Raw genomic sequence first — 24,654 nt, 5'->3', positions numbered from 1 at the left:
GCGTTTGTAATGTTACACGTTTTGCATTTACGGGTTGTTCACTACAATACGTATTGCGTCTAGCTGAACATCTGCTTCCTGAATAGCTTTATCAAGGGCATTCATTTGCATTTCAATAAATTCAATTTCGCTGTCGCGTACGGCAGGGTTGCGCTTTTGAAGGTCGCGCAAGCGCTGTATTTCTTCATTCAATGTGCTGTGCATATCGTCAAGGGCATCATGCTGCTTTTGGTTAGCTTGATGATGAGCAAGCTTACGCGTTTTCTCGATAGCAAGTTCTAGTGGCTGTTGCAGTGCTTTTAGAAGTTGAGAAGAAATTTTGCGACCAATTTTGCGCTTAACATCAAAGCTCAAATCAGACGGATTGCCCTGCGCATCTAAACAAACGCGTACCGGCGTTTGCGGCAGGAAGCGGCCTAATTGAAGCGCTTTCGGCGCTTGTGCATGCAGCACGAAAAGGGTTTCTATCCAGTAAGCGCCCTTCGGTAATGAAGGCTCAGCAATAAAGCCCATGCTACTTTTTCCGTGTACGTCTGTAAGTACTACGTCCATGGCAGTATGTACAAGTGGATGATCCCAACTTAGAAACTGTACGTTTTCAAGCGTGGTAGCAACACGGCGCTTGTAAGTTACCGTCATGCCCTCTGGGTCAAGCCCCGGAAGCTGGCTCACCATTGACTCGGTTGGCATTAGAATAAAGCAATCATTGCCTTTTTCGTCTTGCTGAACACCAATAGCGTCAAACACACGCCCCATAAAGCGCGACAAATCTTGTTCGCTATCAAGGGTGATAATATCTTCAAGCAGTTGTTCTACACGGCCTTCGCCCGAGGCATTAAGCTCAAGAAGACGATCGCGACCGGCTTCAAGCTGTGCCACCAGTTGACTATTTAGCGTAACGCTCATGTTTACAAGCTCGTCACGGGCACTCATATCGTCAGGGTGTAAGCAGGCACCAATAAGCAAAGGCTTAACGTCGTCGAACACGCCAGAGCCCGTAGGGCAGGTTTTCTCAAAGGCATTAAGCCCTTCGTGATACCAATCTAACAATACGTGCTGAGCGGTTTTCGCTAAATAAGGCACGTGAATTTGTACAGTTTGAATTTGACCAATACGGTCAAGACGACCAATACGTTGTTCAAGCAGGTCTGGCGTAATAGGCAAGTCGAACAATACCAAGTGATGAGCGAACTGGAAGTTACGGCCTTCGCTGCCAATCTCACTACACAATAGAATTTGTGCGCCGTCTTCCTCGTCGGCAAAGTAATGGGCCGCCTTATCGCGCTCTACTATACTCATGCCTTCGTGGAATACGCTATGGCGTATGCCGGTTTGCGTTCGAATGACTTCGCCTAGTTCTTGTGCTGTGCGGGCGCTTGCGCAAATAAGCAGAATCTTTTCTGGCTTAACGCTTTGCATAAAATCGAGCAGCCATTCAACACGCGGGTCTTGCTTAGTCCAGCTGTTAACAACACTTGCAATACGCTCAGGATAAAGTGAATAGGTTAAGTCGCCGCCGTTAATTGCCTCTGAATAAACCTCAGGTAAAGTTAATTCATAAGCGCTTAATTTACGCTCTGGAAACCCTTCAATATTGGCACGGCGGTTTCTGAACAACATGCGCCCTGTGCCGTGACAGTCGATGAGCTGATGCAACAACGCATGGCGGTTTTCCGGTGAATTTAAGTCTCCCGCATGTTCCATTACGTCGGGCGCGAATTCAGCGAGTTTGCTACGCTGTTTGTCGTTAGGCTCGGCGTCTGAAAGTAATGGCGCTACCGCATCAGCGAGCTGGCTGTATTTCGATTCTTCATCTAAGAAAGCGTCGTAACTATGGAAGCGTGCCGGGTCGAGTAAGCGTAAGCGGGCAAAGTGGCTTTCGTGACCAAGTTGATCAGGCGTTGCGGTAAGTAGCAATACGCCAGGTGTTTGATTAGCTAGTGCTTCGACACACAGGTATTCGGCAGAGGGAGCCTCACTTGACCACGCAAGGTGGTGAGCTTCATCGACAACCATTAAATCCCAACCTGCGGCTTGAATTTGCTGCTGTCGTTTTTCACTTTTACTTAAAAAGTCGATACTGCAAAGTACCAGCTGATCGCTTTCAAAAGGGTTTACTGTGCTTGTGTCAGTCGTTTCGTCATTTTCTAGACTTTCACTCTTCTCTATTGCTTCGCTCTTCTCAATTGCTTCGCAACGACTCTCATCGTAAATGGCGAAGGGAAGGTTTACTCGGCGCAGCATCTCAACTAGCCACTGGTGCATGAGCGAGTCTGGAACCAAGATAAGCACGCGCTCGGCACGACCAGTTTTAAGCTGCTGGTGAATAATTAACGCTGCTTCAATAGTTTTACCAAGCCCTACTTCATCAGCAAGTAATACGCGAGGTGCATGTCTGCCGCCTACCTCTGATGCAATGTGTAGCTGGTGCGGAATAAGTGATATGCGCGCACCGGCAAGGCCGATAGTACTTGAACGTAAATATTCATATTGATGATCTAGGGCGCGTTCCCGTAAGTCGAACCATTTCGGATTGTCTAGTTGCTGACTGAACAGGCGCTTTTCAGGTTGGTTTAAGCGAATGTGGCTGTCTAGCATGGTTTCAGGTAAACGCACTTGGGCTTTGGTATCTTCACGAAGCCCGTGATAAATAAATAAACCTTGGCTCTCTTCTTTTTCAGTAATGGTCATTTCCCAGCCATCCTGGCTTTTGACCGTTTCGTCAATTTCAAATATTAGTCGCGTAAGCGGCGCATCTTGCTTTGTGTATTTTCGCGCTTCGCCTGTTGCCGGATACAACACTTCAACTGAGCGGAAATCGTTACCGATAACCACGCCCAGCCCCAGCTCTATTTCTGTGTTGCTTAACCAACGCTGACCAACTAAAAATTGACTATCTGAACTCATAAATCACCAACCTATTTTTCGGGGGGCGGTATTGTACGCATTGCGTTGTGATAAGTCATTAATACTAGACCATTGGTTGTCGTTTTTACTACATAAGCGTTGAAAGGACTAGTTCATCTGATATAGCGCTTCAACTCCTTGAATGGCTTTTGATGCATCATCGCTTGTTGCATTATTTATGGCGTTAATAAGTTCAGGTGCGTTATAAGGCTCAAGTAATGCTAAGAAGGTCGCTGTGCCAGGCGGCATGCCTCTACTCACTGCTTTTTGAAGTCGTTTCCATACGGTAAACAGCGACTCCTCACCTAACGTTTTTTGCTGCACTACGCTGTCGATGGCGCGGTGTATTACCATTCCGCACGAGTAATAAAGGTTGAAGTGTCCTTTCCTGTAAGCGTTGGCAAGTGTGCTTTGCGTTAAACCTTGCGTACAGCTTTCAAACGCGTGGGTTATACGCCTTTTTACATAGCTATTGGCATCTTCATAAAGGTAATTCATAGCTAGTGCGGCAAAGTAGTCAGCGCTACCTTCATGTAACCAAGATTGTTCGTCATTCTCTGAAACACCATCGGTATTTCCGGGCTGGAATAAATGTGCTGCTTCATGAGCAAAGAACCACAATGTCTTATTGGCAAAGTCGCTATTCTCAGCGCGCTTGTCCAAATCATTTCTATTCCAGTGCATAAAGATTTGATTTGGCAGCGTGCCGCCTTGTGATGAATGACCGTCAACCATGGCGTAAGAAGCAAATAGCATAGGTTTCTCAGCGGCAAGTGGGTTAAGAGAGTGAGAGAAATAAGCCATTATTTTGGGCATGTCGTTTTTAAGTTTTGCTTGAATGCTTTCAGGTAGGGCTGGGTCAATAAGAGCAACAGCGCTGTCTGTGATAATAGGTTGCTGCTTACCTACATAAACCTGTCTGCCATTATTTTTATCTACCCATGAGGCGCTGCCACTAACTACTTTTCCGTTTAAAACGATATGTTCGCCACTTGGCACTTTAAGGGTTATAGGCCATTCATTATATTCATCTTTACAAGTATTAGCACAAGCAAACAGACGACCAGAATGAAAAGCATTGCCACCGTTTGAAAAGGGCGAAAACGGCGCATAGTCTTTACCCAGGTGTTTGTAAGTGGGAGTGAGTAAAAAGGAAACCTTAGAAATAGGTTTTCCCGTTTTAGAGCGTACAATTTCTTGTTGCTCAACGGTGTTGTAAATAATCTCAATATCGCTGTTTTTTGGTAGCCAACGAGTTGTTCTAGAAGAATCGGGGTTTCTTATAAACACTAACCGATCGGATGGCGTATTTAGGGTATAACTTAGTACCCAAGTGGTACCGTTCTCTGTTTGCACTTTTTCAATTGTGGTATCGATAGCACTCGCGGAACTGCTATAGCTTGTAACACTAGTGGTTAACAACATAAAAAGAGAAAAAAGCAGTGTTTTTAAAATGCGTTGAGCGTCTGACACGACAAAAAGTCCTTTTTAAGTGCAGTGATAATGGCGGGATACTGGGTTTTGCGATTATCTGTATTTCTAGTTTTTATGCTTATACTTGGAAAGTCATGTTAGGATAATGTTAATAAGCGCTGGCGAATTAAGTGGAGGTTTATTTGGTAACAGTAAAACACTTTTTGCTTTTATCCGCTACTTAAATACACCTGATGAATACAGAGAATTGCATTATGTCAAAGGTATCTGGAAAGGATGTTTGCTTTCGTTCCGCGCCATCGGGACAGGTTATAACAGTAGCTATTTACCTACTATGTATTGTTTACCTCACTTGCATTAACTTGGCCTTTGCCCGCCCTTTTGTGCTTGCAACTTCAGAAGTTAGCCCTTTCAGTGACAGTAAAGATGTGTCGAAAGGATACGTGAATGAAGTAGTGTTTAAAATTTTTGAAGAGTTGAATGAGCAACTCACTGTTGAGCACTTCCCTCATGCTAGAGCAATCATGTTAGCAGAGAGCGGAGCGATAGATGGCGTATTTCCTGTCCATAATTATGAAGAATTGGATGACACGTTACTGTTATCCGACCCTATTCCTGCAGGAGATCGTGGGTTCTTAATAAGAACTGAAAACTTTAAAAATTCTGGCGGTGCCGCCAAGCTTGTTGATTGGCTTAAACGGCAGAACTTACGAGGAGTCGGCTATCTAAGAGGTACGCCGGCCCCGAAAATATTATCAGAAGAAACATTCTTCAGTTTGTATCCCGCCAAAACTACCGCCAATCTTTTGGATTTGCTCGGAAAGGGTCGGGTTGATGTTTTATTTATTGATAAATACAGCGCAAAAGAGACTTTGGTAAATGAGCGTCCCAATCTAAACGGAAAATTTATTTTTGTGCCGGGTGGACAGGAAGTTAGTTATTATCATCTCGCACTTTCCAAAAAAAATCCTGAATCGCTTAAATTAATTGCGAAGTTTAACTTAGCGTTACAAAAGCAAAGACAGAATGGTTTTTTGACTCAAATACTTGAAAAGTATGGCATCTATGAAGGTTCACAAAATGGCGAAACATTAATTGTTGGGGCGCCAGATATTAATGCTATTTTTCACGCCAAGGCATATCTAGATAAGTACGGTTCTCCTCTGTCGCAGTCTAATATCCAATGGAGAATAATGGATGAAACCGTTTTACGGCGAAGGCTGCTAGGTGATTTTGCGGTGAACGAGAGCAGCTTCGATTTAGTATTGATTGGTAACTATGGGCTTCCCATTTGGGCGAAGCGAGACATTCTTGTTCCTTTTAATTCTCACCCTGCCGATTATAATATTAATGACGTCATTCCTGCTGCTCTTCATGCAAACACCGTTGACGGAACACTTTATGGGTTACCGTTTGTCGCTGAAACCACACTAACTTTCTACCGAAAGGACCTGCTTGATAATTTTAATTTAAGCCTTCCCTCAGTGCTCACTTACGCCGATGTAAAGGCACTCGCTCAACAAGTACATATGCCCGAAAAGGAAGTTTATGGCGTTGGGCTTAGAACGCGAGTGGGTTGGGGGCAGAATATGGCATTAGTGAGTACCATGGCCAATACCTATGGCGCATCGTGGTTAGATGAAAAAATGCAGCCCACGTTAGACAGCAAAGCGTGGTTTGATGCAGTAAGTATGTATATTGATCTTGCAAAGAACTTGGGCCCCCCTGAAAACGAAGATATGGGGTGGCAAGAGAACCAAAAACTCTTTGCTGAAGGGAAATTAGCGTTTTTCGTTGATGCCTCGTCTTTAGGTGGCGCTCTATTTGATAAAAGCTATTCTAAGGTTACTCAATTTACCGGTGTTACATATGCGCCGCTCGGTAAACAACAGAAAGGGGCGCAATGGTTTTGGTCATGGAATTTTGCCATACCGAAACAATCGCGCTATGTGCAAGAGTCCCAGCGACTCGCTTATTTTTTAACGTCAAAAGCCTTTATTGTTGACCTTAAGAAAGTCCGCGGCGAATACGCAGCCCCTTCAGGTACTAGACATTCAACCTATTCGAACGCTTATCAACAAGTTGTGCCTTATGCAGCCTTCGAACATCAAGCGTTGAAGATGCTTTCAAGCGGTGGGGCAGGTAAGTCTATGATAGGAAGCCAGTTTATTCCCATCCCAGAATTTACCGCTATCGGTTATGCAGTAGGGGCACAAATTAACGATGCGGTTACCGGGGAAAAGAACGTGAAAGAGGCCTTAGAACGTGCACAAAAGCAAACGCAGATTATTTTGCAGCGGGCAGGATACTTCGCTGACAAACAAAAGTAGATTGTTTGCACAATAGCTAATATTGAGAGAGTTCAAAATGGATAGTGTTGAGTGGCGCACAAAATAAAAAAGAAAAAACAGTGCTAAATCTCAAAAACTGGATTAAGGTGGAATTAAGGGTTCGCTAATTCAACTGACGAACCTGTGAGGCAGAAAGTGTAATACTGCTTCTCAGTCGACGCGAGTAGGGGAAGAAGTCCTGTTTCGAGCGGCATTCTCCTACGACCGTAACTGTAGCTTGTTAGTGCGTGCGTTCTTAAGTGAACTATACGCCTAACCTGGCTTTATTTACCGGAGTGAAGGATGCCAAAAAAAAATTCTACCGATACCAAGATTTACGTCCTCGATACCAATATTTTGCTGCACGAACCTCACGCTTTTCTCTCCTTTAAAGAACATGATGTTGTTATTCCAATGACCGTATTGGAAGAACTCGACTACATCAAAGACAGTAAAAAAGACGTGGCGCGAGATGCACGGGTATCCATTCGGGCAATGGAGGATTTGCTCCACGACGCAACACCAGAAGATATGCTTGCAGGCGTATCGATGGAAGGGTTGGGCGCGGGTCAAACGGCACCTACAGGAAGCCTATCTATATTTGCAGACCTCAATATGGTGGAAGCCCAGCAGGTCTTTACCAGTAATGAGAATGATAACCGCATCATTAACGTAGCGCTGCACTTGCAAAAAACGTTCGCGCCGCAAAAAGTGGTGTTGGTAACCAAAGACTTAAACATGCGTCTTAAGGCGAAAGGGGCAGGCCTTGCTCATGTTGAAGACTACCGCACCGACCAACTAATCACTGACATTAAGTACTTATCTCGAGGGTTTCATACCTTTGAAGGAAACTTCTGGGACAGTGTGAAAAGTGTTGATAGCCGCAGCGAAGGAAGGGATACCATTCACACCATCCCTAAATCTATGCTGCCTGAGGCGTATGTAAATGAGTTTTTACTTGATGAAACTAGGCAGTTTGCAGGCTTAGTAGAAGAGATTACTGATGATCACTTAGAGGTTTTAGACTTAGGTTATGAACGTCTAATGGGGCGTCACGCTTGGGGCATTACGCCTAAAAATATCGGTCAGGCCATGGCGCTTCATGCGCTGCTCGACCCGCATATTGATATGGTTATTCTTACAGGCCCTGCCGGAAGTGGCAAAACCCTACTTGCGCTAGCCGCTGCCCTTGAAATGGTGGTAGAGCGCAACATGTATGACAAAATTATTGTCACGCGTAGTACGCCAGAAATTGCCGAGTCCATTGGCTTCTTGCCGGGAACCGAAGAAGAAAAAATGCTGCCCTGGCTGGCAGCTATAACCGATTCACTCGAAGTGCTTCACAAGCATGACGAAAATACTAAAGGCTCTATGAATTACATTATGGAAAAAGCCAATATTCAGTATAAATCGGTGAACTTTATGAGAGGGCGAAGTATTCAAAATGCTATTGTGATATTGGATGAGTCGCAAAACCTAACTGCATCACAGCTTAAAACTATCATCACCCGTTGTGGTGAGGGGACTAAGCTCATCGTAGGTGGTAATTTGGCACAAATAGACAGTAACTATCTAAGTGCTGTGACCTCGGGGTTGACCTACTTGGTTGAGAAGTTTAAAGATTTCTCGGGTAGTGCCACCATTAATCTTGATGGCGTAGTAAGAAGTCGACTAGCGAGCTTTGCGGAAGAAAACCTCTAACTAGTGACTCTTCTCAAATGTATTATCTAAAGCGCCTTAATCTAAAAGGCGCTTTTTATTTCTTTACTCTACTACTTCCACTTGATAGCGCCCGGTTACAATGTGAAGTTCGGTGTTTTGAGATACTTGTCCAAATGGAATAAGTGCCGGTCCGGTCGGGTCGTAGAGTACGTAGGTGTCGCCGTCGTGCTCTATTGTTCTGTCATCGGCCATGGGCGTCAAGGCAACCCCGAGCAAGGCATGATTAGGTAAAAATACCATAATCATTTTCGTGGACGGTAAAAATGCGCGCACCATCGACGACGCCAGTACCGCTTTACTATCGCAATCACCAAGGTTCTGCATAAGTACGCTGATAGGTGGCGCATAGCCAGAGCCATTACTTACTACTCTGTCTTCCAATGTGTCGTAGGGGATACTTTGAAGCCAACTAAGAATCAATGAAAAATAGGCTCTATAATCTGATTCTGAAGCCACCTTTTCATAAAACGCTTGGGATGCTGCTATCAATGGTTTTACCGATTCGGCAACATATCGCACGTGATCCGGTTTTATCGCTTTTTGATTAAACAAAGTAGTGAAGCGAGTAAAGTAATGATCCCGCAAGTACCTATCGTACTCTTGCTGTTGAATAGCTTTTAAGTTATCGAGTATTTCTTCAACTTGCGCTTCGTCTGAGCCTGTAACCTGAATATCAATAGACTCTCGTTTGGGCGTTATCTTCACACGCGCAACTTTAGGGTCTATTTTTTTAGCTTCTTTGGTTAATGCAACAATGATGTATCGCTGTGCTATTTTCGGTTTGTAGTTAGCTTGCTGAGAGGGCGCTTCTTTCAATGCACTATTAGATAACTCAAAAGAAATAGATTGTCGCGTATTATCGTTATCTAACCATTCGTAGCTAAAATTGATCCCAGTATCCGTGTTAACTTTGCTGTATTTGAGCTGTTCGCCGTATGCAGTAGATGTTAAAAAGAGGCTAGAAAACAGCAAAAGCATGCTGGCTGGTTTTGATGTGCTGAACGCGTGAAATTGAGATCCAAAAACATATCGGTTCAGTGCTTTTCCAATCACTGTCTGTTCAACGCACTTCACACCGTTTACCACACCATAAGCCACATGTTCATTATATAACTGAGTATGCGCGCCTATGTGTAAAATACAAGTTTATGCTGAATTCGGTCTGGGGGGATTGAGAGACTCGGTCACGAACAGTCGCACTTAATTAAAAGGCGACATATGTCGCCTATTCTTGAAACCAGTTTAATTCATCGTGAAGGCTTACTACGCTACCCACAATAATAAGTGTAGGCGGCTGAAGCTGCGCGCTTTCCTGCTTGGCGACAATGTCTTTAAGCGTACCCGTTAACACTTGCTGCTTTTCAGTGGTGGCCGACTGAACAAGTGCTATTGGCGTTGAGGCATCAAGCCCATGCTCAATCATTTTATCACAGATGATGGGCAAACCTGTAAGCCCCATGTAAAACACCGCGGTTTGATTTTGTTGCGCAAGCGCAGGCCAGTTGAGGTCGATAGTGCCGTTTTTTAAATGGCCTGTAGCAAACACGACAGACTGTGCATGGTCTCTATGGGTAAGCGGAATGCCTGCATAGCTTGATGCGCCGCTTGCTGCGGTAATGCCGGGAACCACTTGAAACTCAATACCGTGCTGAATGAGGGTCTGAATTTCCTCTCCGCCACGACCAAAAATGAAGGGGTCGCCGCCTTTCAAACGCACTACACGATTACCTTTTTTCGCTTCATCAACCATTAGCTGATTAATATCGTCTTGAGGAAGCGTGTGATTGCTTTTAGCTTTCCCCACATAGATTTTTTCAGCATCGCGACGCACAAGCTCAAGAATTTGAGGCGAAACTAAGCGGTCGTAAACTACAACGTCAGCTTTTTGCATTAAGCGAAGGGCGCGAAATGTGAGTAAGTCTGGATCGCCAGGACCTGCCCCTACCAAATACACTTGTCCTTCGACTTTTTTGTCTTCAGCGGCAGCTTGCAATGCTAAGTCAAACGCTTCATCAGCTTTTTGGTCTTGGCCTTTTTCAACCATTTCTGCAATGTCGCCGTCGAGAACGTCCTCCCAAAAGTAGCGTCTTGCGGTTACACCGTTAAGCGTCTGTTTTACTTTTTCGCGGAATTTTTCAGAAAACGCGCCTAATCTACTTAAGTTAGCGGGCAGTACCGTTTCTAGCTTCTGACGTAAATAACGCAGTAAAACAGGTGCAACGCCGCCACTACTCATAGCAATGATAATAGGGGAGCGGTCAACAATAGAAGGAGTAATGAACTGGCAAAGCGGCGTATTGTCCACCACGTTTACTAACACTTTGTTAGCGCGTGCTAAGTCGTGAATATATTGGTTAACATCGCCTTTGTCGGTGGCAATAAAAACCATGTCCTTGTGAGTAAGGTCACTATTTTCAAACTCACGTTCAATGAGTGTTACTTTCTCATTTGACGCTAGTTGCTTAACGGTATTACAAACCCAAGGCGCCACAACTGTAATGGTTGCAGGCGTCTTCATAATAAGCTCTAGCTTACGGGCTGCCACTTCACCGGCCCCAACAATAAGGACATCGAGTTTTCTAGCGTCTAGGAATAGCGGAAAGTAATCCATAAAGGTTTTCTTAGCTTTAAATACAAAAAAAGAACTGACACTATTTTGCGCCAATTCTTTTTAATTAGAAAACAACGAAAACAGCCTTTATATTGCAATTAGTTATATAAAGGCTAAATGTGTTGCTATTTAGTTCTTACGCTTACGGTTTTCGCGGTCTCCGCGATTTGGACGGTCTTCACGGTTGCCGCGAGGTGCTCTGTCGCCGCGGTTTCCGCGATCGCCACGACCTTCACGTTTAGCCGGTGGCGTATCAGACCATTCGCGAATGTTTAAACGTTGTCCAGCAACTCGTGTGCCTTGAAGCGTATCGCGAGTTTCCTTCGGCATGCCGTCAGGAAGGTCTACTGTACTGAAGTTGTCATAAATTTCGATAGCGCCAATGTGCTTCGAGTTAATGTTAGCTTCGTTCGCAATAGCGCCTACGATATTACCAGGCTTAGCACCGTGAACGTGACCCACTTCAATACGGAAGCGCTGCATGCCTTCTTCTGGCTTGCGGTTGCCACGTGGTACTCTTGGTTTTCTTTCGCGGCCATCACGACCATCACGAGCGTTTCTTTCACGGTTATCGCGCGGAGGCTTGCTGTTGATGTCTGGTCGATCTGACTCTTTAAGAATTAACGGCTCATCGCCTTGCGCAATCTTAAGAAGAGCAGCCATCAATACTTCTGGAGACGCTTCGTTTTCCTCTTTAATCATCTCAACAATAGGCATAAGTGTCTCAATGCTATCGTCTTGAGTAGCTTCGGCAACCGATTGTTTGAAACGGCTTAAGCGTGTCTCATTGATTTCGCTAATTGAAGGAATAGGCATCGCTTCAATAGGCTGCTTGGTGGTTTTCTCGATAGAGAACAACAAGCGCTTTTCGCGGTGAGAGATAAATAGTATTGCGTCACCTTGACGACCAGCACGACCGGTACGACCAATACGGTGTACGTAAGATTCACTGTCGTAAGGAATGTCGTAATTGATTACGTGGCTTACACGCTCAACGTCAAGACCTCGGGCTACTACGTCAGTGGCAACAAGAATGTCGATATTACCTTGCTTAAGCTTTTCAACGGTGCGCTCACGAGCTGCCTGCGGAATATCACCGTTTAGCGGCTCTACATCGTAACCACGAGCAGATAGCTTATCTGCCAATTCCACAGTCGCGGTTTTCGTGCGTACGAAAATGATCATACCGTCGAATACTTCCACTTCCATGATGCGGGTTAGCGCTTCAAGTTTATGGTGCGGTGCAATTTGGCAGTAACGTTGGCGAATGGTGCTAGCAGTACTTACCTTGGAAGCAATTTTAACGTGCTTAGGGTCTTTCAAGTAACGCTGGGTAATTTTCTTGATTGGACCAGGCATGGTTGCCGAGAACAACGCAGTTTGGCGTTCTTCTGGTGCGTGGCTAAGAATGAGTTCAACGTCATCAATAAAGCCCATGCGAAGCATTTCATCAGCTTCGTCTAACACTAAGAACTTAAGCTCGCTCAAGTCTAGCGTTTTACGTTTTATGTGGTCGATGATACGGCCTGGAGTACCTACAACCACTTGAACGCCGCGCTTAAGCTGGCGAATTTGGTTGTCGTACGACTGACCGCCGTATACTGGAAGTACTTTAATTTTCTGACTAAAGCTCGCATAAACCTGAAACGCCTCGGCAACCTGAATAGCTAGTTCACGGGTTGGGGCTAATACCAGTAATTGCGGCTTACGTTGCTCAGGATCGATATTTGCCAACATAGGCAGGGCAAACGCAGCGGTTTTTCCTGTCCCTGTCTGTGCCTGACCGAGTAAATCGTGCCCTTCAAGGATAAGAGGAATACTCTCGGCTTGAATAGGAGACGGTTTCTCGTAGCCAACTTTTTCAAGGGCTTGTAAGATAGGTTCTGGTAAATTAAGGTCTTTAAATGTCATGTCGACAGTTGTGGTCATTAAGGATCCTGGTGCATTAAGTAAGGAGGGTGCGGCATACGATTAAACCGTACTTTTTCGGTTTATTATCGCAAGACGCTATACAGCGATGAACTGGCCTTTCGGGCGAGTTTATAGAGCGTATTCTTAGCGTATTTCGCGATATGCTTGCCAGCAGTGTTGCAAAAAAACGTATTATATTCGAATAATGGACAGGTTGCCACGAAATTGCACAAATTCGATGAAATAATAAGCAGTTTGGCGAGCGCTTTTTGCAATGTGCGGTAATGTGACGATAAAAATCTTAGGAAGGGCAAGGAATTACAATGGCAAAGCATAAAACAAATAAATTAATTAAACGCACTACGCTAGCAGTTATGTTAACCAGTGTACTTTTGTCAGGGTGTAGTGAAAAGTCAATGGAAAGCCATTTGGCTGATGCAAGGAACTATGCATCTCAACAGCAGCTTGATGCTGCTATCGTTGAATACAAAAATGCTATTCAAAAAGGCCCAAATGCCGCCGAGCCTCGCTTTGAGCTAGGCAAATTGTATCTGCAACAAAAAAATTATGCGGCGGCAGAAAAAGAGCTTAACAAGGCGATAGACCTAGGGCACCCCGTTAGCCAAGTAATTCCATTGTTATCAGTTGCCTATCAGCAGTCAGGTGCGGAAAATGCCCTTGCTGAAGTTGATTACCGCGCAGAAGGTATGACGGCGGTTGAATCAGCAGAAGTGGGCTTCTACAAGCTGCAAGCACTTATGCAACTTGGTAAAAGCGAAGAGGCGCAAGCGCTCTTAGCTGATCTTTCCACTCTTGATACCAGCTCGGTTTATAAAGGGCTAATTGATAGTTACGCTTTTGTGTTAGATAACGATATGGAAGGTGCATTAGCCGCAACTGAGGCGCTGCGTGAGCAAGCACCGACGAATAAAGACGTACTTCAACAGTTGGCTAAGATATACCTACAAAATGGCGAGCCAGAAAAGGCTGCCGAAGTTTATGGTGTTTATGTTAGTCAGTTTCCAGACGACGTAACCAGCAAATTTGCGTATGCCGCACTTCTTATTGAGATAAGAGACCTAGATAAAGCTCAGCCTATTGTCGATGATCTATTGGTGCTGAATGAAAATCATCCGCTGCTTAATACCTTTAAAGGCATTATTGAGTCGGCCAACGAAAATTATGCTAAAGCCCTTGAGCACTTAGAAATTGCCGTTCAAAACGGTAGAAGTGACCAGGTTGTGCGTCTGGTAGCGGGTTTTAGTGCATACCAAATACAAGATTTCGAGGCGGCACAGCGTCATCTAACTATGGTGGCATCTAGTCTGCCTGATAATCACCCAGGTCTTAGAATGCTGGCAGACAGCATGCTGCAGCTAGGTGAAAACGACGAGGCTCTTGAAGTATTAGCAAGAGTAGAAGGCGAGCAAAGTGTTGATGCCGCCCTGTTTTCAAAAGCCAGTTATCAACTGCTTAAAGAAGGCAACGTAGTTGGCGCGCAGCAGATGGTAGAAAAATCCGAAGGGGTCAGTACCACAGCCGAAGATCTGTCACGTTTAGGTGTTTTACAATTATCATTAAACGACATCGATGGATTAGTAAACCTTGAACAAGCTGTTGAACAGGCGCCTGAGTCCGTCACCTCACAAGCAACGTTACTGCGCGCTTACATAGCGACTAATCAGCTTGATAAGGCTAAAAGTGCTGCGAAAGAGTGGCATGAGACATCACCAGATACAGCAGCGCCTTTGATTTATTTAGGAAACATTGCAACGGCAGAAGGCGCTTATCAAGAAGCGGCGCAATACTTAGATAAAGCGAGTGAGCTTAACGACGCGGGTAATGAAGTTACGTACTCCAGAGCTAAGTTGCTCGTTGCCGAGGGCAAGAAGGAAAATGCCGTCGCGTTTATCCGCGCTTTTATCGATGAGAACCCTGCTGACGTTCAAGCGCTAGCGTTGTGGTTCGCGTTGGCAATGGAAAACGGAAATGCCGATTCTGTTGTTAAACATACACAAACGCAGTTCAATGCTAGCAAGGGCGACATTAACTTACGACTTTTACTTGCAAGAATGTACTCGCTAAATAGTCAGTTAGATAAAACTGTTTCGCTATTAGCGGACGTTCAAGGCGATGAATCATCACCTCAAGCATTTTGGAACTTAAAAGGTCAGGCGCTCATTGCCACCAATAATGTAAAAGAAGCAACGACTTTCTTTGATCACTGGCTATCAGTCTACCCGCAAGACAAAAATGCGGTACTGGGTAAGCTGCTTATCGTGGACTCTCAAAAGCAATTCAACCAAGGTTTAGAGCTTACTAATAAAGTGTTGGCGAAACGTCCTGATGCGCAGTTGACTTTGCTTAAGGCTTATTTTCATAGCCGTCTTGGTCAAGCTAAGCCTGCATGGGAAATTATCAACAATACTTCTGACGACGTTAGATCGCTGCCGTTTGTCAGAGGGGTAATCGCCCGTTTACACCTTATAGATAAAGCACCAGAGCAGGCCATAGACCACGCTAAAGTGGCTTATGATGCTACTGCAAACTCGGATAATGCACTGCTTCTTGTAGCTGCACTTGAGATGTCGGGCAAAAGAGAGCAAGCATTTAGTTTTCTACAAAAGCACGTTAAAGCACACGAAAACGATGTGCAAAGCGCTATGTTGTTAGCCGAGCGTCAAATTGGTAAAGATAGAGCCAGCGCCATTAAAACCTACGAGCTTATACTTACCAAGACTCCAGACAATTTTGTAGTGCTTAATAACTTGGCCTATTTAGCGTTTGAAGATAAAGACCTGACGCGAGCTGAAGAGCTAGCGAAAAAAGCGGTATCACTGCAGCGTGAAAACGCAGATGCCGTTGATACGTTAGCTCAAATTCATATCGCTAAAGGCGAGAAAGAAGAGGCGCTAAAACTGTATGAGCAAATATCAACGGGCCCCATTGCTAATGATGACGTGTATTTAAATCACGTAGCTTTGTTGCTTGAACTGGATAAAAAGGCGTTAGCAAAGCGACGCTTAGCAAGTAGAGAGTTTAACTCTGAGGCTGCAAAGCAAAGAGCAGAAAGCCTTAAGCAGCAATACGGCGTATAAGGCGCTTTAATAAAGGTTTTAGCTAACACCTTTATTTTTCTTGTGCAGCAAAAATTGAAATGAAAGAAGGCCACTTTAAAGTGGCCTTCTTTTTATTCTTACTTAATCGTCTGCTTAGGTAACTGCTGATTTACCACCTGCGTTCTTGTTGCCTTAGTTATTTACGCTTTGCTATTTTGCGATGCGACTTGAGCTTTAAGTTCGCGCAGCTCTCTCATAACATCATGCAATGTAGGCTCAATGTGACCTTGCGCAATTTGCTCTTCAAGCAAGGCTGCCTCTTTTTCTGCCCGTGCTTTCTCGTTTTCCCTCTCCATCACGTTTACCACAATGCCGATAACCATATTTAGAAAAGCGAATGCGGTAAAGAAGATAAAGGTTAAGTAAAAAATCCAGCTTAGTGAGTACACTTCTTGGGTTTCATACATCACATCTGTCCAATCTTCGAAGGTCATGATCCTAAAGAGTGTCAGCATAGAGATAGTAATGTCACCCCACAGAACAGGGTTAATATTCTCAAATAGCGTACTGCCCACCGCAGCGTATATGTAGAAGATGATAAACATCAACAGCATGACATAAGCTAGCTGAGGCAAGGCCTTGACTAAAGAAACGAGCAATATTCTAAGCTCTGGAATGATTGAAATCATACGAAGCACACGGAATACTCGAACTAAACGAGCGATCAGCGCAAGTTCAGTATCGTCTGCCGGAATAAGGCTGATAATTACAATGAGTGTGTCGAACCAGTTCCAGAAACTTTTAAAAAAATAACGCTTTCGTTTCTCTGCTAAAAACCGAATGGTTATTTCAGTTAAAAAGAATGCGCTGATAAACCAGTCCAGAAACAATGTAACCGATGACATACCGGTAGGCAGTTCATAGGTCTTCGCACCAACGAGTAGCGCTGAAATAACAATGACGCTGATAACAAAGGCTTCAAACCATTTATTTGCTCTTATGCGCTCAAATTTATTTTGTAGTTCAGAGGCTTGCATTTTTATTTATCACTCAAGAAAAAATCGTTTGGCCAAGAGGCTTGTCGTAAACCTAGTTGGCGTTATACTAAAGTAGTTGTTTGCACGCTTTACGTGCCAATAATGTAGGGGCAGGTAAGCTTTTTTAAAGCCACTAATCCTGCAGAACTAACATCGTCAAAGGTAACAATATTTTAGGGGCATAATCATGGATGATGAGTTACAGCTGTTGCAAGAAAAATTACGCGCCGTTTCAACGCGTTTGTCTAATTTTGTAATGACTAAGCAAAACGCTGAAGCATTATGTGATGAATATCGGCAGTTGTTAGGCGCATTAAAGAAGTTTTCTTGCGCAAAATAGCGAGTAGATAATCCTGCTAATCCTCAAATCACCAATTTCAAATACCGACATAGGCACAAAAAAAGGCAGCCAGTCGCCACCCTCTTTATGTCGTACTCAAATGCTTACTTAGCGGTATAAACAACCTATTGGTTGTTATTGCTCTCTACCGGCTTAAGACCGCGGTTGACCATAGCCACATCTTCACCTGTAAGGGTTCCAGCCGCTTGCTTAAGCGTAATAACAGACTGAATGAAGTCATAGCGTGCACCAGCAAGGTTACGACGTGCATCAAACAGATTACGCGTGCTATCAAGTACATCAACAATAGTACGTGTACCTACATCAAAACCGGCTTCTGTTGCTTTAAGTGCGCTGTCTGCCGACACAACTGACTGTTCAAGAGCGCGAATAGTCGAGATAGACGCTTTAACATTGTTAAACGAGCTACGAACCGACTGTACTGTTTGACGGTACGTTTGCTCAGCAGCTTGGCTCGCAGCAACGTAGTTGTACTTCGCTTGTGATGTTTGTGCGCTAACACTGCCGCCTTGGTAAATAGGTACGCTTAATGTAACACCAATTGACTTACTATCTAGATAAGGCGTTTCATAACCAAATGGGGTCGTAGAGCCATCATCGTTAAGAATTTCTGCGTCTACATCGTCTTTAGAGCGGCCATAGCTGCCTGACAAAGATAGAGTGGGTAGGTGACCAGAACGTGCAATGGCAATGTCTTCTTTAGCCACATCCATGGCTAAACGGTCCACCAACAATGCTAGGTTTTTGTCTTGGGCGGTTTCTAGCCAGCTGTCTACGGTTTCAGGTACCGGCATTGTGGCTGAGAAATTATCTTTATTTAAACCATAAAGACGGTCGTGATATTTACCTGTAATAACGCGCAGCGCTTCAAGGGCAAATTCAAGTTCGTTTTTAGCCTGAATCTCTTGGGCGACGGTACTGTCGTAGTTTGCTTGCGCTTCATGCACGTCAGTAATAGCAGTTAGGCCCACTTCAAAACGTTGACGGGTTTGTTCTAGTTGGCGTTCAATCGCACGTTTTTCTGAACCTACAAACTCTACGTTGTCACGGGCGCGCAAAACGTCAAAGTAAGCAGTAACAGTACGTACAATCACGTCCTGCATGCTTGCAGCAAGCTGTGCGTCAGTTTGCTCGGCAATTTTTTCTGCGCGGTCTAGACCCAGCCAGTTAGCGTGGTCGTACAGCGACATTGAAAGCGTTAAACCGTAATCGATGGTATCGACTTCTGTATCTGTCGTGAATACCTGAAGACCGTTGTCTCCAGCTGCCTGTTGAAAACGCTCAGAATCAGACATGGTATAGCCTACAGAGCCTGAAATTTGAGGTAATAGGCTTGCGCGACTAATACTAATCCCTTCAAACGCAGCATCACGTTGCGCTTTCGCTTGGTTTACCAATGGGTCGTTCGCTAGTGCTTGTTGATAAACCTGCACTAGGTCATCGGCTAATGCACCAGTTGTCATCGAAACACCGATAACCAGCGACAGAAGTGTTCGTTTCATGCTTACGTCTTCCTGTTGTGTTCAAGTTGTGTCGTCGTTTATTCGTTAAGACGACTTAATAAAACCAAGTGTATGAAAATTCAACCACAAACCGAAAGTCCAAACTCGTAACAGTATTCGATTAACTGTAACAGAATATGTGATCTACCCACGCAATTATTATAGTAATAGACGACTTGTAATATGAGTTTTCTGTTATTCGTTCACACGCCATTTCGCATTTTTCATGCGTATACATGGTTGGTGTGTAAATGTACTATGTATGATAAATCTATTTGAACCATAAGTGTCAGCAAATGAGCAAGGAATTCCTTTCATTTACCTCAAATGATGTCGAAATCACCGACGTTAAGCCAGTGTATCGTGGTTTCTTTACCATGAATCAGTATCAATTTAAGCACAAGTGTTTTAATGGAGAATGGAGCGACACAGTTACACGCGAAATTTTTGAACGCGGTCATGCTGTGGGCGTTTTACCCTACGACCCTATTCTGCAAGAATTCGTGCTAATCGAGCAAGTAAGAATTGGGGCATTAGCCACATCTTCAAGCCCCTGGTTAATAGAAATTATCGCCGGCATGATTGATAAAGGAGAAACTCCAGAAAATGTATGTCATAGAGAGTCGATGGAAGAGGCGGGAATAAAGTTACAAAACTTGACCAAGGCATTAAGTTATTTATCGAGCCCAGGCGGCACCACGGAAAGATTACATATATTTATAGCAAAGACTGATGCTAGCTTGGCACAAGGCATTCACGGCCTAGAAACCGAGTCTGAAGACATTAAAGTGCACCGTGTAAAAGAGAATACCGCTCTTGAATGGCTGGAAAATGGCCATATTGACAACGCCGCAGCGGTAATTGCGCTACAATGGTTCTTTATGCATAAAACACAACTTCTGGAGCAATGGCAGTCATCGTGACACAACGCAATCAACGAAAATACATTCCTCATCTTCCATCAATGCAGGCACTTTGCGAACTGAACTATTCCCATGTTCTAAGAATTTTGCCTGACTGCGATACGGAAGACCTAAGGTATGAGTTTTCTGTCGCTACTGGTCTGTCTTACGAGATTCGAATTGTAGAGTCTGCCCGCTACACGAGCACACTGAGTATTAAACAAACAACAAAAGATATGCCTTCTTACTTAACGCCTGTGATGACGGTGCGCCTTTATCACGATGCTCGCATGGCAGAAGTGATAAATAGTCAGAACACGGGGGCGTTACAGCCTTCTTATGACTACCCTAATAACAAGATGCGTCAACGCAACGAGAAGCATATGGTAAATATCTTTCTAGCTGAGTGGTTAAACTTCTGTTTGCAACACTCCTCGAACGTTATTTCTGAAGCGTGATAACACTTATACAATTGAGTGATTGCCACTTACTTAAGGACAAAGATAAGGCGGCATATGCGGGTATTGCACCTTATCATTCGCTGGCGCGTGTGCTTAGCGATGTTCAAAAGTACGTAGGTAACAGCGCTGATACCAAAAACCAAAAGCTTCACGACGCTGCTGGCGGGATAGAACAGGAAGCGAAGCAGAATAAACATCAAAAAATTATAGTGCTTGTTACAGGTGATATTAGCGGCGACAATTCAGCTGAAAGCTATCAACTTTTTGCATCGTTAATGCATCAATGTATTGAGCGCGCTAATATAGAGTGGTTTGTACTGGCCGGTAACCACGACAATAATCCATATTTCGAGAAATATGTGGGCAATCGGCACTTGAAAAGCTCTAAGCCCATAAGCTTATCCAATTGGCAAATACATGGCTTAGATACTCGCGCCACCGACGACAAATACACGGCCGCCGGTGAGGTAAAAGAAAACGACTTAAAGGCAATAAAGCAGTCGCTAGCGAAGTCCGCCCAAATTCATCATCTTATTGCACTTCATCACCACATATTGCCTTCGAACAGTTGGATGGATAAGCACTTTTTGTCCAACGCGCAGCGTGTTGTAACGCTCACAGAAGAACATCCGCAAATAAAAGCTTTGATTCACGGGCATGTGCATTCGCCACTACGTCAGATCATAGGTGCGAACAATACGCCTTCTTACGGCAGTCCATCCACTTGCTGGCAATGGGAAATGCAATCTGAATTTGGAGTAAGCAACGAAGCGTCGGGGTATCAGGTTGTTAATTTGATGGATGACGGCTCGGTGGATGTTGTGGTTAATCGAGTTGAGCTTTGACGGTATCGATTTAGGCTGGTATAGCTTGTCCGGGAAAGAGTAGGCAGCGTTCTCTATTGAGGTTGCTACCTATTTTCGCTTAACGCTAAAAAAATGCCAAACAGAACAAGTAATAGAGAATAGTATGCAGCACATTTTATATCTTCACGGCTTTTTGAGTTCACCACAGTCCATCAAAGCGCAAGCTACAAAAACGTATTTTGAGCAGCATCACACAAACGTTACCTTACATATTCCCGAACTTTCTAATTTTCCCAGTAAAGTAGAAAGACAGTTATTAGAGGTTATTGAAAGCACGCCAGCATTGCTCGAAAACGGGCTTAAACTTATTGGTAGTTCAATGGGGGGGTATCTCTCTACGTTTTTGCTTGAAAAGTTTGGTGGTAAAGCCGTGCTAATTAATCCAGCGGTACGCCCGTACGAGTTGTTGCGAAACTTTATCGGTGCCCATGAAAACCCTTATAGCAAAGAAAAGTTTGAAATAGTAGAAAGTGATATGGGGGTAATTCAAGCGTTAGACGCTGCTTTAATTAAACAACCAAGCAATTACAAGGTGTTGCTTCAGACCGCAGATGAAACGCTGGATTACCGCTTGGCTGCCGATAAGTACGCGCAAAGTCACTTGATTATTGAAGAAGGTGGCGATCACAGCTTTGTAGGCTACGAAAATCACTTGCCCGCTATAGCCGAGTTTTTGCTTAAATAAGCGCATTGCCAGTCTCAACTAGCCCTGCTAACATCAATTATACAGCAGAGCAGTGCTGTGATTATTTTAGTTAACCATAGCACTGTGTGCTTTCTTTCCTTATCGCTGGCTTAAATAATAACCATAACTATGTCAAATCAATACAATTCAGAAGCTATCGAGGTTTTAAACGGCCTTGACCCCGTAAAACGCCGTCCTGGTATGTATACCGACACTACCCGCCCGAATCACTTGGGACAGGAAGTCATCGATAACAGTGTGGATGAAGCGCTCGCTGGGCATGCCTCTAACATCAAAGTTATTCTGCATGAAGACCAATCGTTGGAAGTTATCGACGATGGTCGTGGTATGCCGGTAGATATTCACCCTGAAGAGGGGATATCGGGCGTAGAGCTTATTTTGTGTAAGCTTCACGCGGGAGGTAAGTTTTCAAATAAAAACTACGCTTTCTCAGGTGGTCTTCATGGAGTAGGGATTTCGGTAGTTAACGCGCTTTCAAATCGCGTAGAAGTGACAATTCGAAGAGACAGTAACGTTTATCAAATTGCTTTTGAAAACGGTGACAAAGTAGAAGACTTACAAGTTATCGATACCTGCGGCAAGCGAAACACAGGTACGCGTGTTCATTTTTGGCCCGACCCGCAATATTTTGATTCTGCAAAATTCTCAGTTAGTCGCCTTGTGCATAATCTGCGTGCCAAAGCAGTATTGAGCCCAGGTTTGCGCATTCGCTTTGACAACAAAATTACCAAAGAAAGCCAAGAGTGGTATTACGAAGATGGTCTTAAAGACTACCTATATCAAGCGGTAGAAGAGTTTGAGACTTTACCGTCAGATACTCCATTTGTGGGCACATTCCGTGGTAATACAGAAGCTGCCGATTGGGCCGTGATGTGGCTGCCCGAAGGTGGTGATTTGGTAACGGAAAGCTACGTAAACCTTATTCCTACTGCGCAAGGCGGTACACACGTTAACGGGCTGCGCCAAGGCTTGCTAGAGTCAATGCGCGAATTTTGTGAGTTTAGAAACTTAATGCCCCGTGGCGTTAAGCTATCGCCAGACGATATTTGGGACCGCTGTGCTTATATCCTGTCAACTAAAATGCAGGACCCGCAGTTTGCGGGGCAAACCAAAGAGCGCTTGTCTTCACGTCAGGCGAGTGCGTTTGTATCAGGTGTAGTGAAAGACGCGTTCAGCCTTTGGCTAAACCAGCACACTGAAATTGCTGAAGCGCTAGCTGAAATGTGTATTAATAATGCACAGCGCCGTTTGCGCCAAACTAAAAAGGTTGCTCGTAAAAAGGTGACACAAGGGCCTGCACTACCGGGCAAACTAACCGACTGCTCATCCCAAGATATTTCCTACTCTGAACTGTTTTTAGTAGAGGGCGATTCGGCGGGCGGCTCGGCCAAACAAGCGCGAGATAGAGAGTTTCAGGCAATTATGCCGCTGCGCGGTAAAATTCTGAACAGTTGGGAAGTTGACTCTTCTCAGGTACTCGCATCACAGGAAATTCACGATATTTCAGTTGCGCTGGGCATTGACCCTGATTCGACTGACCTGTCTGGTTTGCGCTACGGAAAAATTTGCATTCTAGCTGATGCTGACTCTGATGGGCTGCACATTGCGACTTTGTTATGTGCGCTATTTGTAAGGCATTTTAGAACGCTTGTAAATCAGGGCCACGTTTACGTTGCTATGCCTCCTCTATTTAGAATAGACATAGGCAAAGAAGTACACTATGCGCTAGATGAAGGTGAAAAGCAGGGCATTCTGGATCGCATCGAAGCGGAAAAGAAACGGGGCAAAGTAAACGTTCAGCGCTTTAAAGGCTTGGGTGAAATGAACCCGTTACAGCTTCGCGAAACTACCATGGATCCTAACACCCGTCGTCTTGTTCAGCTGACTATTGAAGATGCTGAAGAGATGATGGAGCTAATGGACATGCTGCTTGCTAAGAAGCGCTCTGGCGACCGCAAAACATGGCTTGAAAGCAAAGGTAATATGGCCGAAGTGGTACTGTAACGCGTCGCGTTGGTGCTGATTTACAGTATTGGTACCGAAAACATTGATCAAAACAGTGCTTAGCTAGACAAACCTATGCCTCGCTACACTAAAATAACTGGTATACGCCGAGATACTATTCTGACGCAAGGAGTTCTCGGCGTTTTAGTTTGTGCATCTGCAATAAAATACTGCCCCGCATAATTACACTGGTGCCATTTAAGATAAGTAGTGGCCAGCTTTGGCTCAATGGCATTGTTAGGCCGAACATTAAGGTGCTAACGTCTTTTATCAATATATTACGAAATAGCGCAAAGGACAGCGAGCCTACTTTTTGTCTGCGCTGCAACACAAGCCATTGATGCAGTGAGCCTTGAAATAATATGACGGTAACAACCAGCATTAGGGTGTTTGCGCCAAGCTGTGCAAGCGTTGGGAAAGGGCGAAAAGCAATGGAAAGAGTGCCTCCGACAAGGGTAAATAGCGCAATCATGGCAACGTAGCCTGAAATTGTAGTACGCCTGTGTTGCCATATTTTCCAAATGATTACCAGGGTTAGAATGAGGGCGCCAAAACGCGTCCATACCAAGTAGTGGTTAAAAGGCTCTACCGAAATACCAAACAGGAAAATAGAGAAAAACGCAAAATAGCTGGACCCAAACTGGTTTAGCGACAGGCTGTGGTTCGCATCGCTTTTCTCGCTTGTAACGGACACTTGATGGTGCGTCATAGCTTTAATTTGTGACCATAATCCTAACCACGTTAGTAAAAATAGTGCGGCACTGGCAAAGCCTAAAATGTGGTAAAGCACGCAATCAGCTCCACGTTGAAAATGTTCTAGTTCGTGAAAGATTCAGTGTAC

Annotated in this window: 17 protein-coding genes; 9 read left to right on the top strand and 8 right to left on the bottom strand. The window is 44.5% G+C overall.

Annotated elements, in window-relative coordinates; translation table 11 throughout:
- Positions 1 to 27 precede the first annotated feature (27 nt).
- Entirely contained in the window at positions 28 to 2,907 is a 2,880-nt protein-coding gene (gene rapA / locus KL866_RS10540) for an RNA polymerase-associated protein RapA (RefSeq protein ID WP_214994952.1), read from the bottom strand.
- A gap of 108 nt (positions 2,908 to 3,015) precedes the next feature.
- Positions 3,016 to 4,380 carry a hypothetical protein gene (locus tag KL866_RS10535; RefSeq protein ID WP_034325338.1) on the bottom strand — a complete coding sequence of 455 codons (1,365 nt, stop codon included), beginning with the start codon at positions 4,378 to 4,380 and terminating at the stop codon, positions 3,016 to 3,018.
- 215 nt (positions 4,381 to 4,595) lie between these two features.
- On the opposite strand from KL866_RS10535, the gene KL866_RS10530 reads away from it, so the two are divergent.
- Entirely contained in the window at positions 4,596 to 6,671 is a 2,076-nt protein-coding gene (locus tag KL866_RS10530; RefSeq protein WP_214994950.1) for an extracellular solute-binding protein, read from the top strand.
- A gap of 303 nt (positions 6,672 to 6,974) precedes the next feature.
- Positions 6,975 to 8,372: a PhoH family protein gene (locus tag KL866_RS10525; RefSeq protein ID WP_025256610.1), complete on the top strand. Its 1,398-nt coding sequence runs from the start codon at positions 6,975 to 6,977 to the stop codon at positions 8,370 to 8,372.
- Between the two features lie 63 nt (positions 8,373 to 8,435).
- On the opposite strand, the gene KL866_RS10520 is transcribed toward KL866_RS10525, so the two are convergent.
- The 3 genes from KL866_RS10520 to KL866_RS10510 form a co-directional block, all read right to left on the bottom strand.
- Positions 8,436 to 9,467, bottom strand: coding sequence for a hypothetical protein (locus tag KL866_RS10520; RefSeq protein ID WP_311236140.1), 1,032 nt, complete (start codon positions 9,465 to 9,467; stop codon positions 8,436 to 8,438).
- Between the two features lie 151 nt (positions 9,468 to 9,618).
- Complete coding sequence (gene cysG, locus KL866_RS10515; protein ID WP_214994948.1) at positions 9,619 to 11,004, bottom strand: siroheme synthase CysG; 1,386 nt, start codon at positions 11,002 to 11,004, stop codon at positions 9,619 to 9,621.
- A gap of 129 nt (positions 11,005 to 11,133) precedes the next feature.
- Positions 11,134 to 12,933, bottom strand: a complete 1,800-nt coding sequence (locus tag KL866_RS10510; RefSeq protein WP_025256607.1) for a DEAD/DEAH box helicase — start codon at positions 12,931 to 12,933, stop codon at positions 11,134 to 11,136.
- A gap of 305 nt (positions 12,934 to 13,238) precedes the next feature.
- Between KL866_RS10510 and prsT the strand changes: the two genes are divergently transcribed.
- The gene (gene prsT, locus KL866_RS10505; RefSeq protein ID WP_214994946.1) at positions 13,239 to 16,013 is read left to right on the top strand and encodes an XrtA/PEP-CTERM system TPR-repeat protein PrsT; all 2,775 of its coding nucleotides are present in this window, start codon (positions 13,239 to 13,241) and stop codon (positions 16,011 to 16,013) included.
- 161 nt (positions 16,014 to 16,174) lie between these two features.
- Here the strand turns inward: prsT and KL866_RS10500 are convergent, their stop codons facing one another.
- Positions 16,175 to 17,011 carry an ion transporter gene (locus KL866_RS10500; protein ID WP_025256605.1) on the bottom strand — a complete coding sequence of 279 codons (837 nt, stop codon included), beginning with the start codon at positions 17,009 to 17,011 and terminating at the stop codon, positions 16,175 to 16,177.
- A gap of 187 nt (positions 17,012 to 17,198) precedes the next feature.
- On the opposite strand from KL866_RS10500, the gene KL866_RS10495 reads away from it, so the two are divergent.
- Positions 17,199 to 17,351 (top strand): hypothetical protein, encoded by a 153-nt coding sequence (locus tag KL866_RS10495; RefSeq protein ID WP_197025463.1) that lies wholly within the window; start codon positions 17,199 to 17,201, stop codon positions 17,349 to 17,351.
- A gap of 125 nt (positions 17,352 to 17,476) precedes the next feature.
- On the opposite strand, the gene tolC is transcribed toward KL866_RS10495, so the two are convergent.
- Complete coding sequence (gene tolC / locus KL866_RS10490; protein WP_025256604.1) at positions 17,477 to 18,874, bottom strand: outer membrane channel protein TolC; 1,398 nt, start codon at positions 18,872 to 18,874, stop codon at positions 17,477 to 17,479.
- Between the two features lie 296 nt (positions 18,875 to 19,170).
- Between tolC and nudF the strand changes: the two genes are divergently transcribed.
- The 5 genes from nudF to parE all read left to right on the top strand — a co-directional run bounded on the left by nudF (position 19,171) and on the right by parE (position 23,813).
- Positions 19,171 to 19,797 carry an ADP-ribose diphosphatase gene (gene nudF / locus KL866_RS10485; RefSeq protein ID WP_029661505.1) on the top strand — a complete coding sequence of 209 codons (627 nt, stop codon included), beginning with the start codon at positions 19,171 to 19,173 and terminating at the stop codon, positions 19,795 to 19,797.
- The gene (locus KL866_RS10480; RefSeq protein ID WP_025256602.1) at positions 19,794 to 20,234 is read left to right on the top strand and encodes a DUF1249 domain-containing protein; all 441 of its coding nucleotides are present in this window, start codon (positions 19,794 to 19,796) and stop codon (positions 20,232 to 20,234) included. The genes nudF and KL866_RS10480 overlap by 4 nt, the downstream gene beginning before the upstream one ends.
- Positions 20,231 to 21,082, top strand: a complete 852-nt coding sequence (locus KL866_RS10475; protein WP_025256601.1) for a metallophosphoesterase — start codon at positions 20,231 to 20,233, stop codon at positions 21,080 to 21,082. The genes KL866_RS10480 and KL866_RS10475 overlap by 4 nt, the downstream gene beginning before the upstream one ends.
- Before the next feature lie 124 nt (positions 21,083 to 21,206).
- Positions 21,207 to 21,788 carry a YqiA/YcfP family alpha/beta fold hydrolase gene (locus KL866_RS10470; RefSeq protein WP_025256600.1) on the top strand — a complete coding sequence of 194 codons (582 nt, stop codon included), beginning with the start codon at positions 21,207 to 21,209 and terminating at the stop codon, positions 21,786 to 21,788.
- 129 nt (positions 21,789 to 21,917) lie between these two features.
- Positions 21,918 to 23,813 (top strand): DNA topoisomerase IV subunit B, encoded by a 1,896-nt coding sequence (gene parE, locus KL866_RS10465; RefSeq protein ID WP_214994944.1) that lies wholly within the window; start codon positions 21,918 to 21,920, stop codon positions 23,811 to 23,813.
- A gap of 115 nt (positions 23,814 to 23,928) precedes the next feature.
- On the opposite strand, the gene KL866_RS10460 is transcribed toward parE, so the two are convergent.
- Positions 23,929 to 24,603 (bottom strand): hypothetical protein, encoded by a 675-nt coding sequence (locus KL866_RS10460; protein WP_025256598.1) that lies wholly within the window; start codon positions 24,601 to 24,603, stop codon positions 23,929 to 23,931.
- Between the last annotated feature and the right edge of the window lie 51 nt (positions 24,604 to 24,654).

Origin of the sequence: Alteromonas sp. ALT199, from assembly GCF_018619335.1 — a bacterium.
GTDB lineage: Bacteria > Pseudomonadota > Gammaproteobacteria > Enterobacterales > Alteromonadaceae > Alteromonas.
Note: the sequence above shows the minus strand (reverse complement) of the source record. Positions and strands in the feature narration are given on the sequence as shown.

What these genes read in the sequence shown, in the direction of transcription:
- rapA (WP_214994952.1), bottom strand. Translation starts at nt 2,907, where the DNA reads ATGAGTTCAGATAGTCAATTTTTAGTTGGTCAGCGTTGGTTAAGCAAC.
- KL866_RS10530 (WP_214994950.1), top strand. Translation starts at nt 4,596, where the DNA reads ATGTCAAAGGTATCTGGAAAGGATGTTTGCTTTCGTTCCGCGCCATCG.
- KL866_RS10525 (WP_025256610.1), top strand. Translation starts at nt 6,975, where the DNA reads ATGCCAAAAAAAAATTCTACCGATACCAAGATTTACGTCCTCGATACC.
- cysG (WP_214994948.1), bottom strand. Translation starts at nt 11,004, where the DNA reads ATGGATTACTTTCCGCTATTCCTAGACGCTAGAAAACTCGATGTCCTT.
- KL866_RS10510 (WP_025256607.1), bottom strand. Translation starts at nt 12,933, where the DNA reads ATGACCACAACTGTCGACATGACATTTAAAGACCTTAATTTACCAGAA.
- prsT (WP_214994946.1), top strand. Translation starts at nt 13,239, where the DNA reads ATGGCAAAGCATAAAACAAATAAATTAATTAAACGCACTACGCTAGCA.
- KL866_RS10500 (WP_025256605.1), bottom strand. Translation starts at nt 17,011, where the DNA reads ATGCAAGCCTCTGAACTACAAAATAAATTTGAGCGCATAAGAGCAAAT.
- KL866_RS10495 (WP_197025463.1), top strand. Translation starts at nt 17,199, where the DNA reads ATGGATGATGAGTTACAGCTGTTGCAAGAAAAATTACGCGCCGTTTCA.
- tolC (WP_025256604.1), bottom strand. Translation starts at nt 18,874, where the DNA reads ATGAAACGAACACTTCTGTCGCTGGTTATCGGTGTTTCGATGACAACT.
- nudF (WP_029661505.1), top strand. Translation starts at nt 19,171, where the DNA reads ATGAGCAAGGAATTCCTTTCATTTACCTCAAATGATGTCGAAATCACC.
- KL866_RS10470 (WP_025256600.1), top strand. Translation starts at nt 21,207, where the DNA reads ATGCAGCACATTTTATATCTTCACGGCTTTTTGAGTTCACCACAGTCC.
- parE (WP_214994944.1), top strand. Translation starts at nt 21,918, where the DNA reads ATGTCAAATCAATACAATTCAGAAGCTATCGAGGTTTTAAACGGCCTT.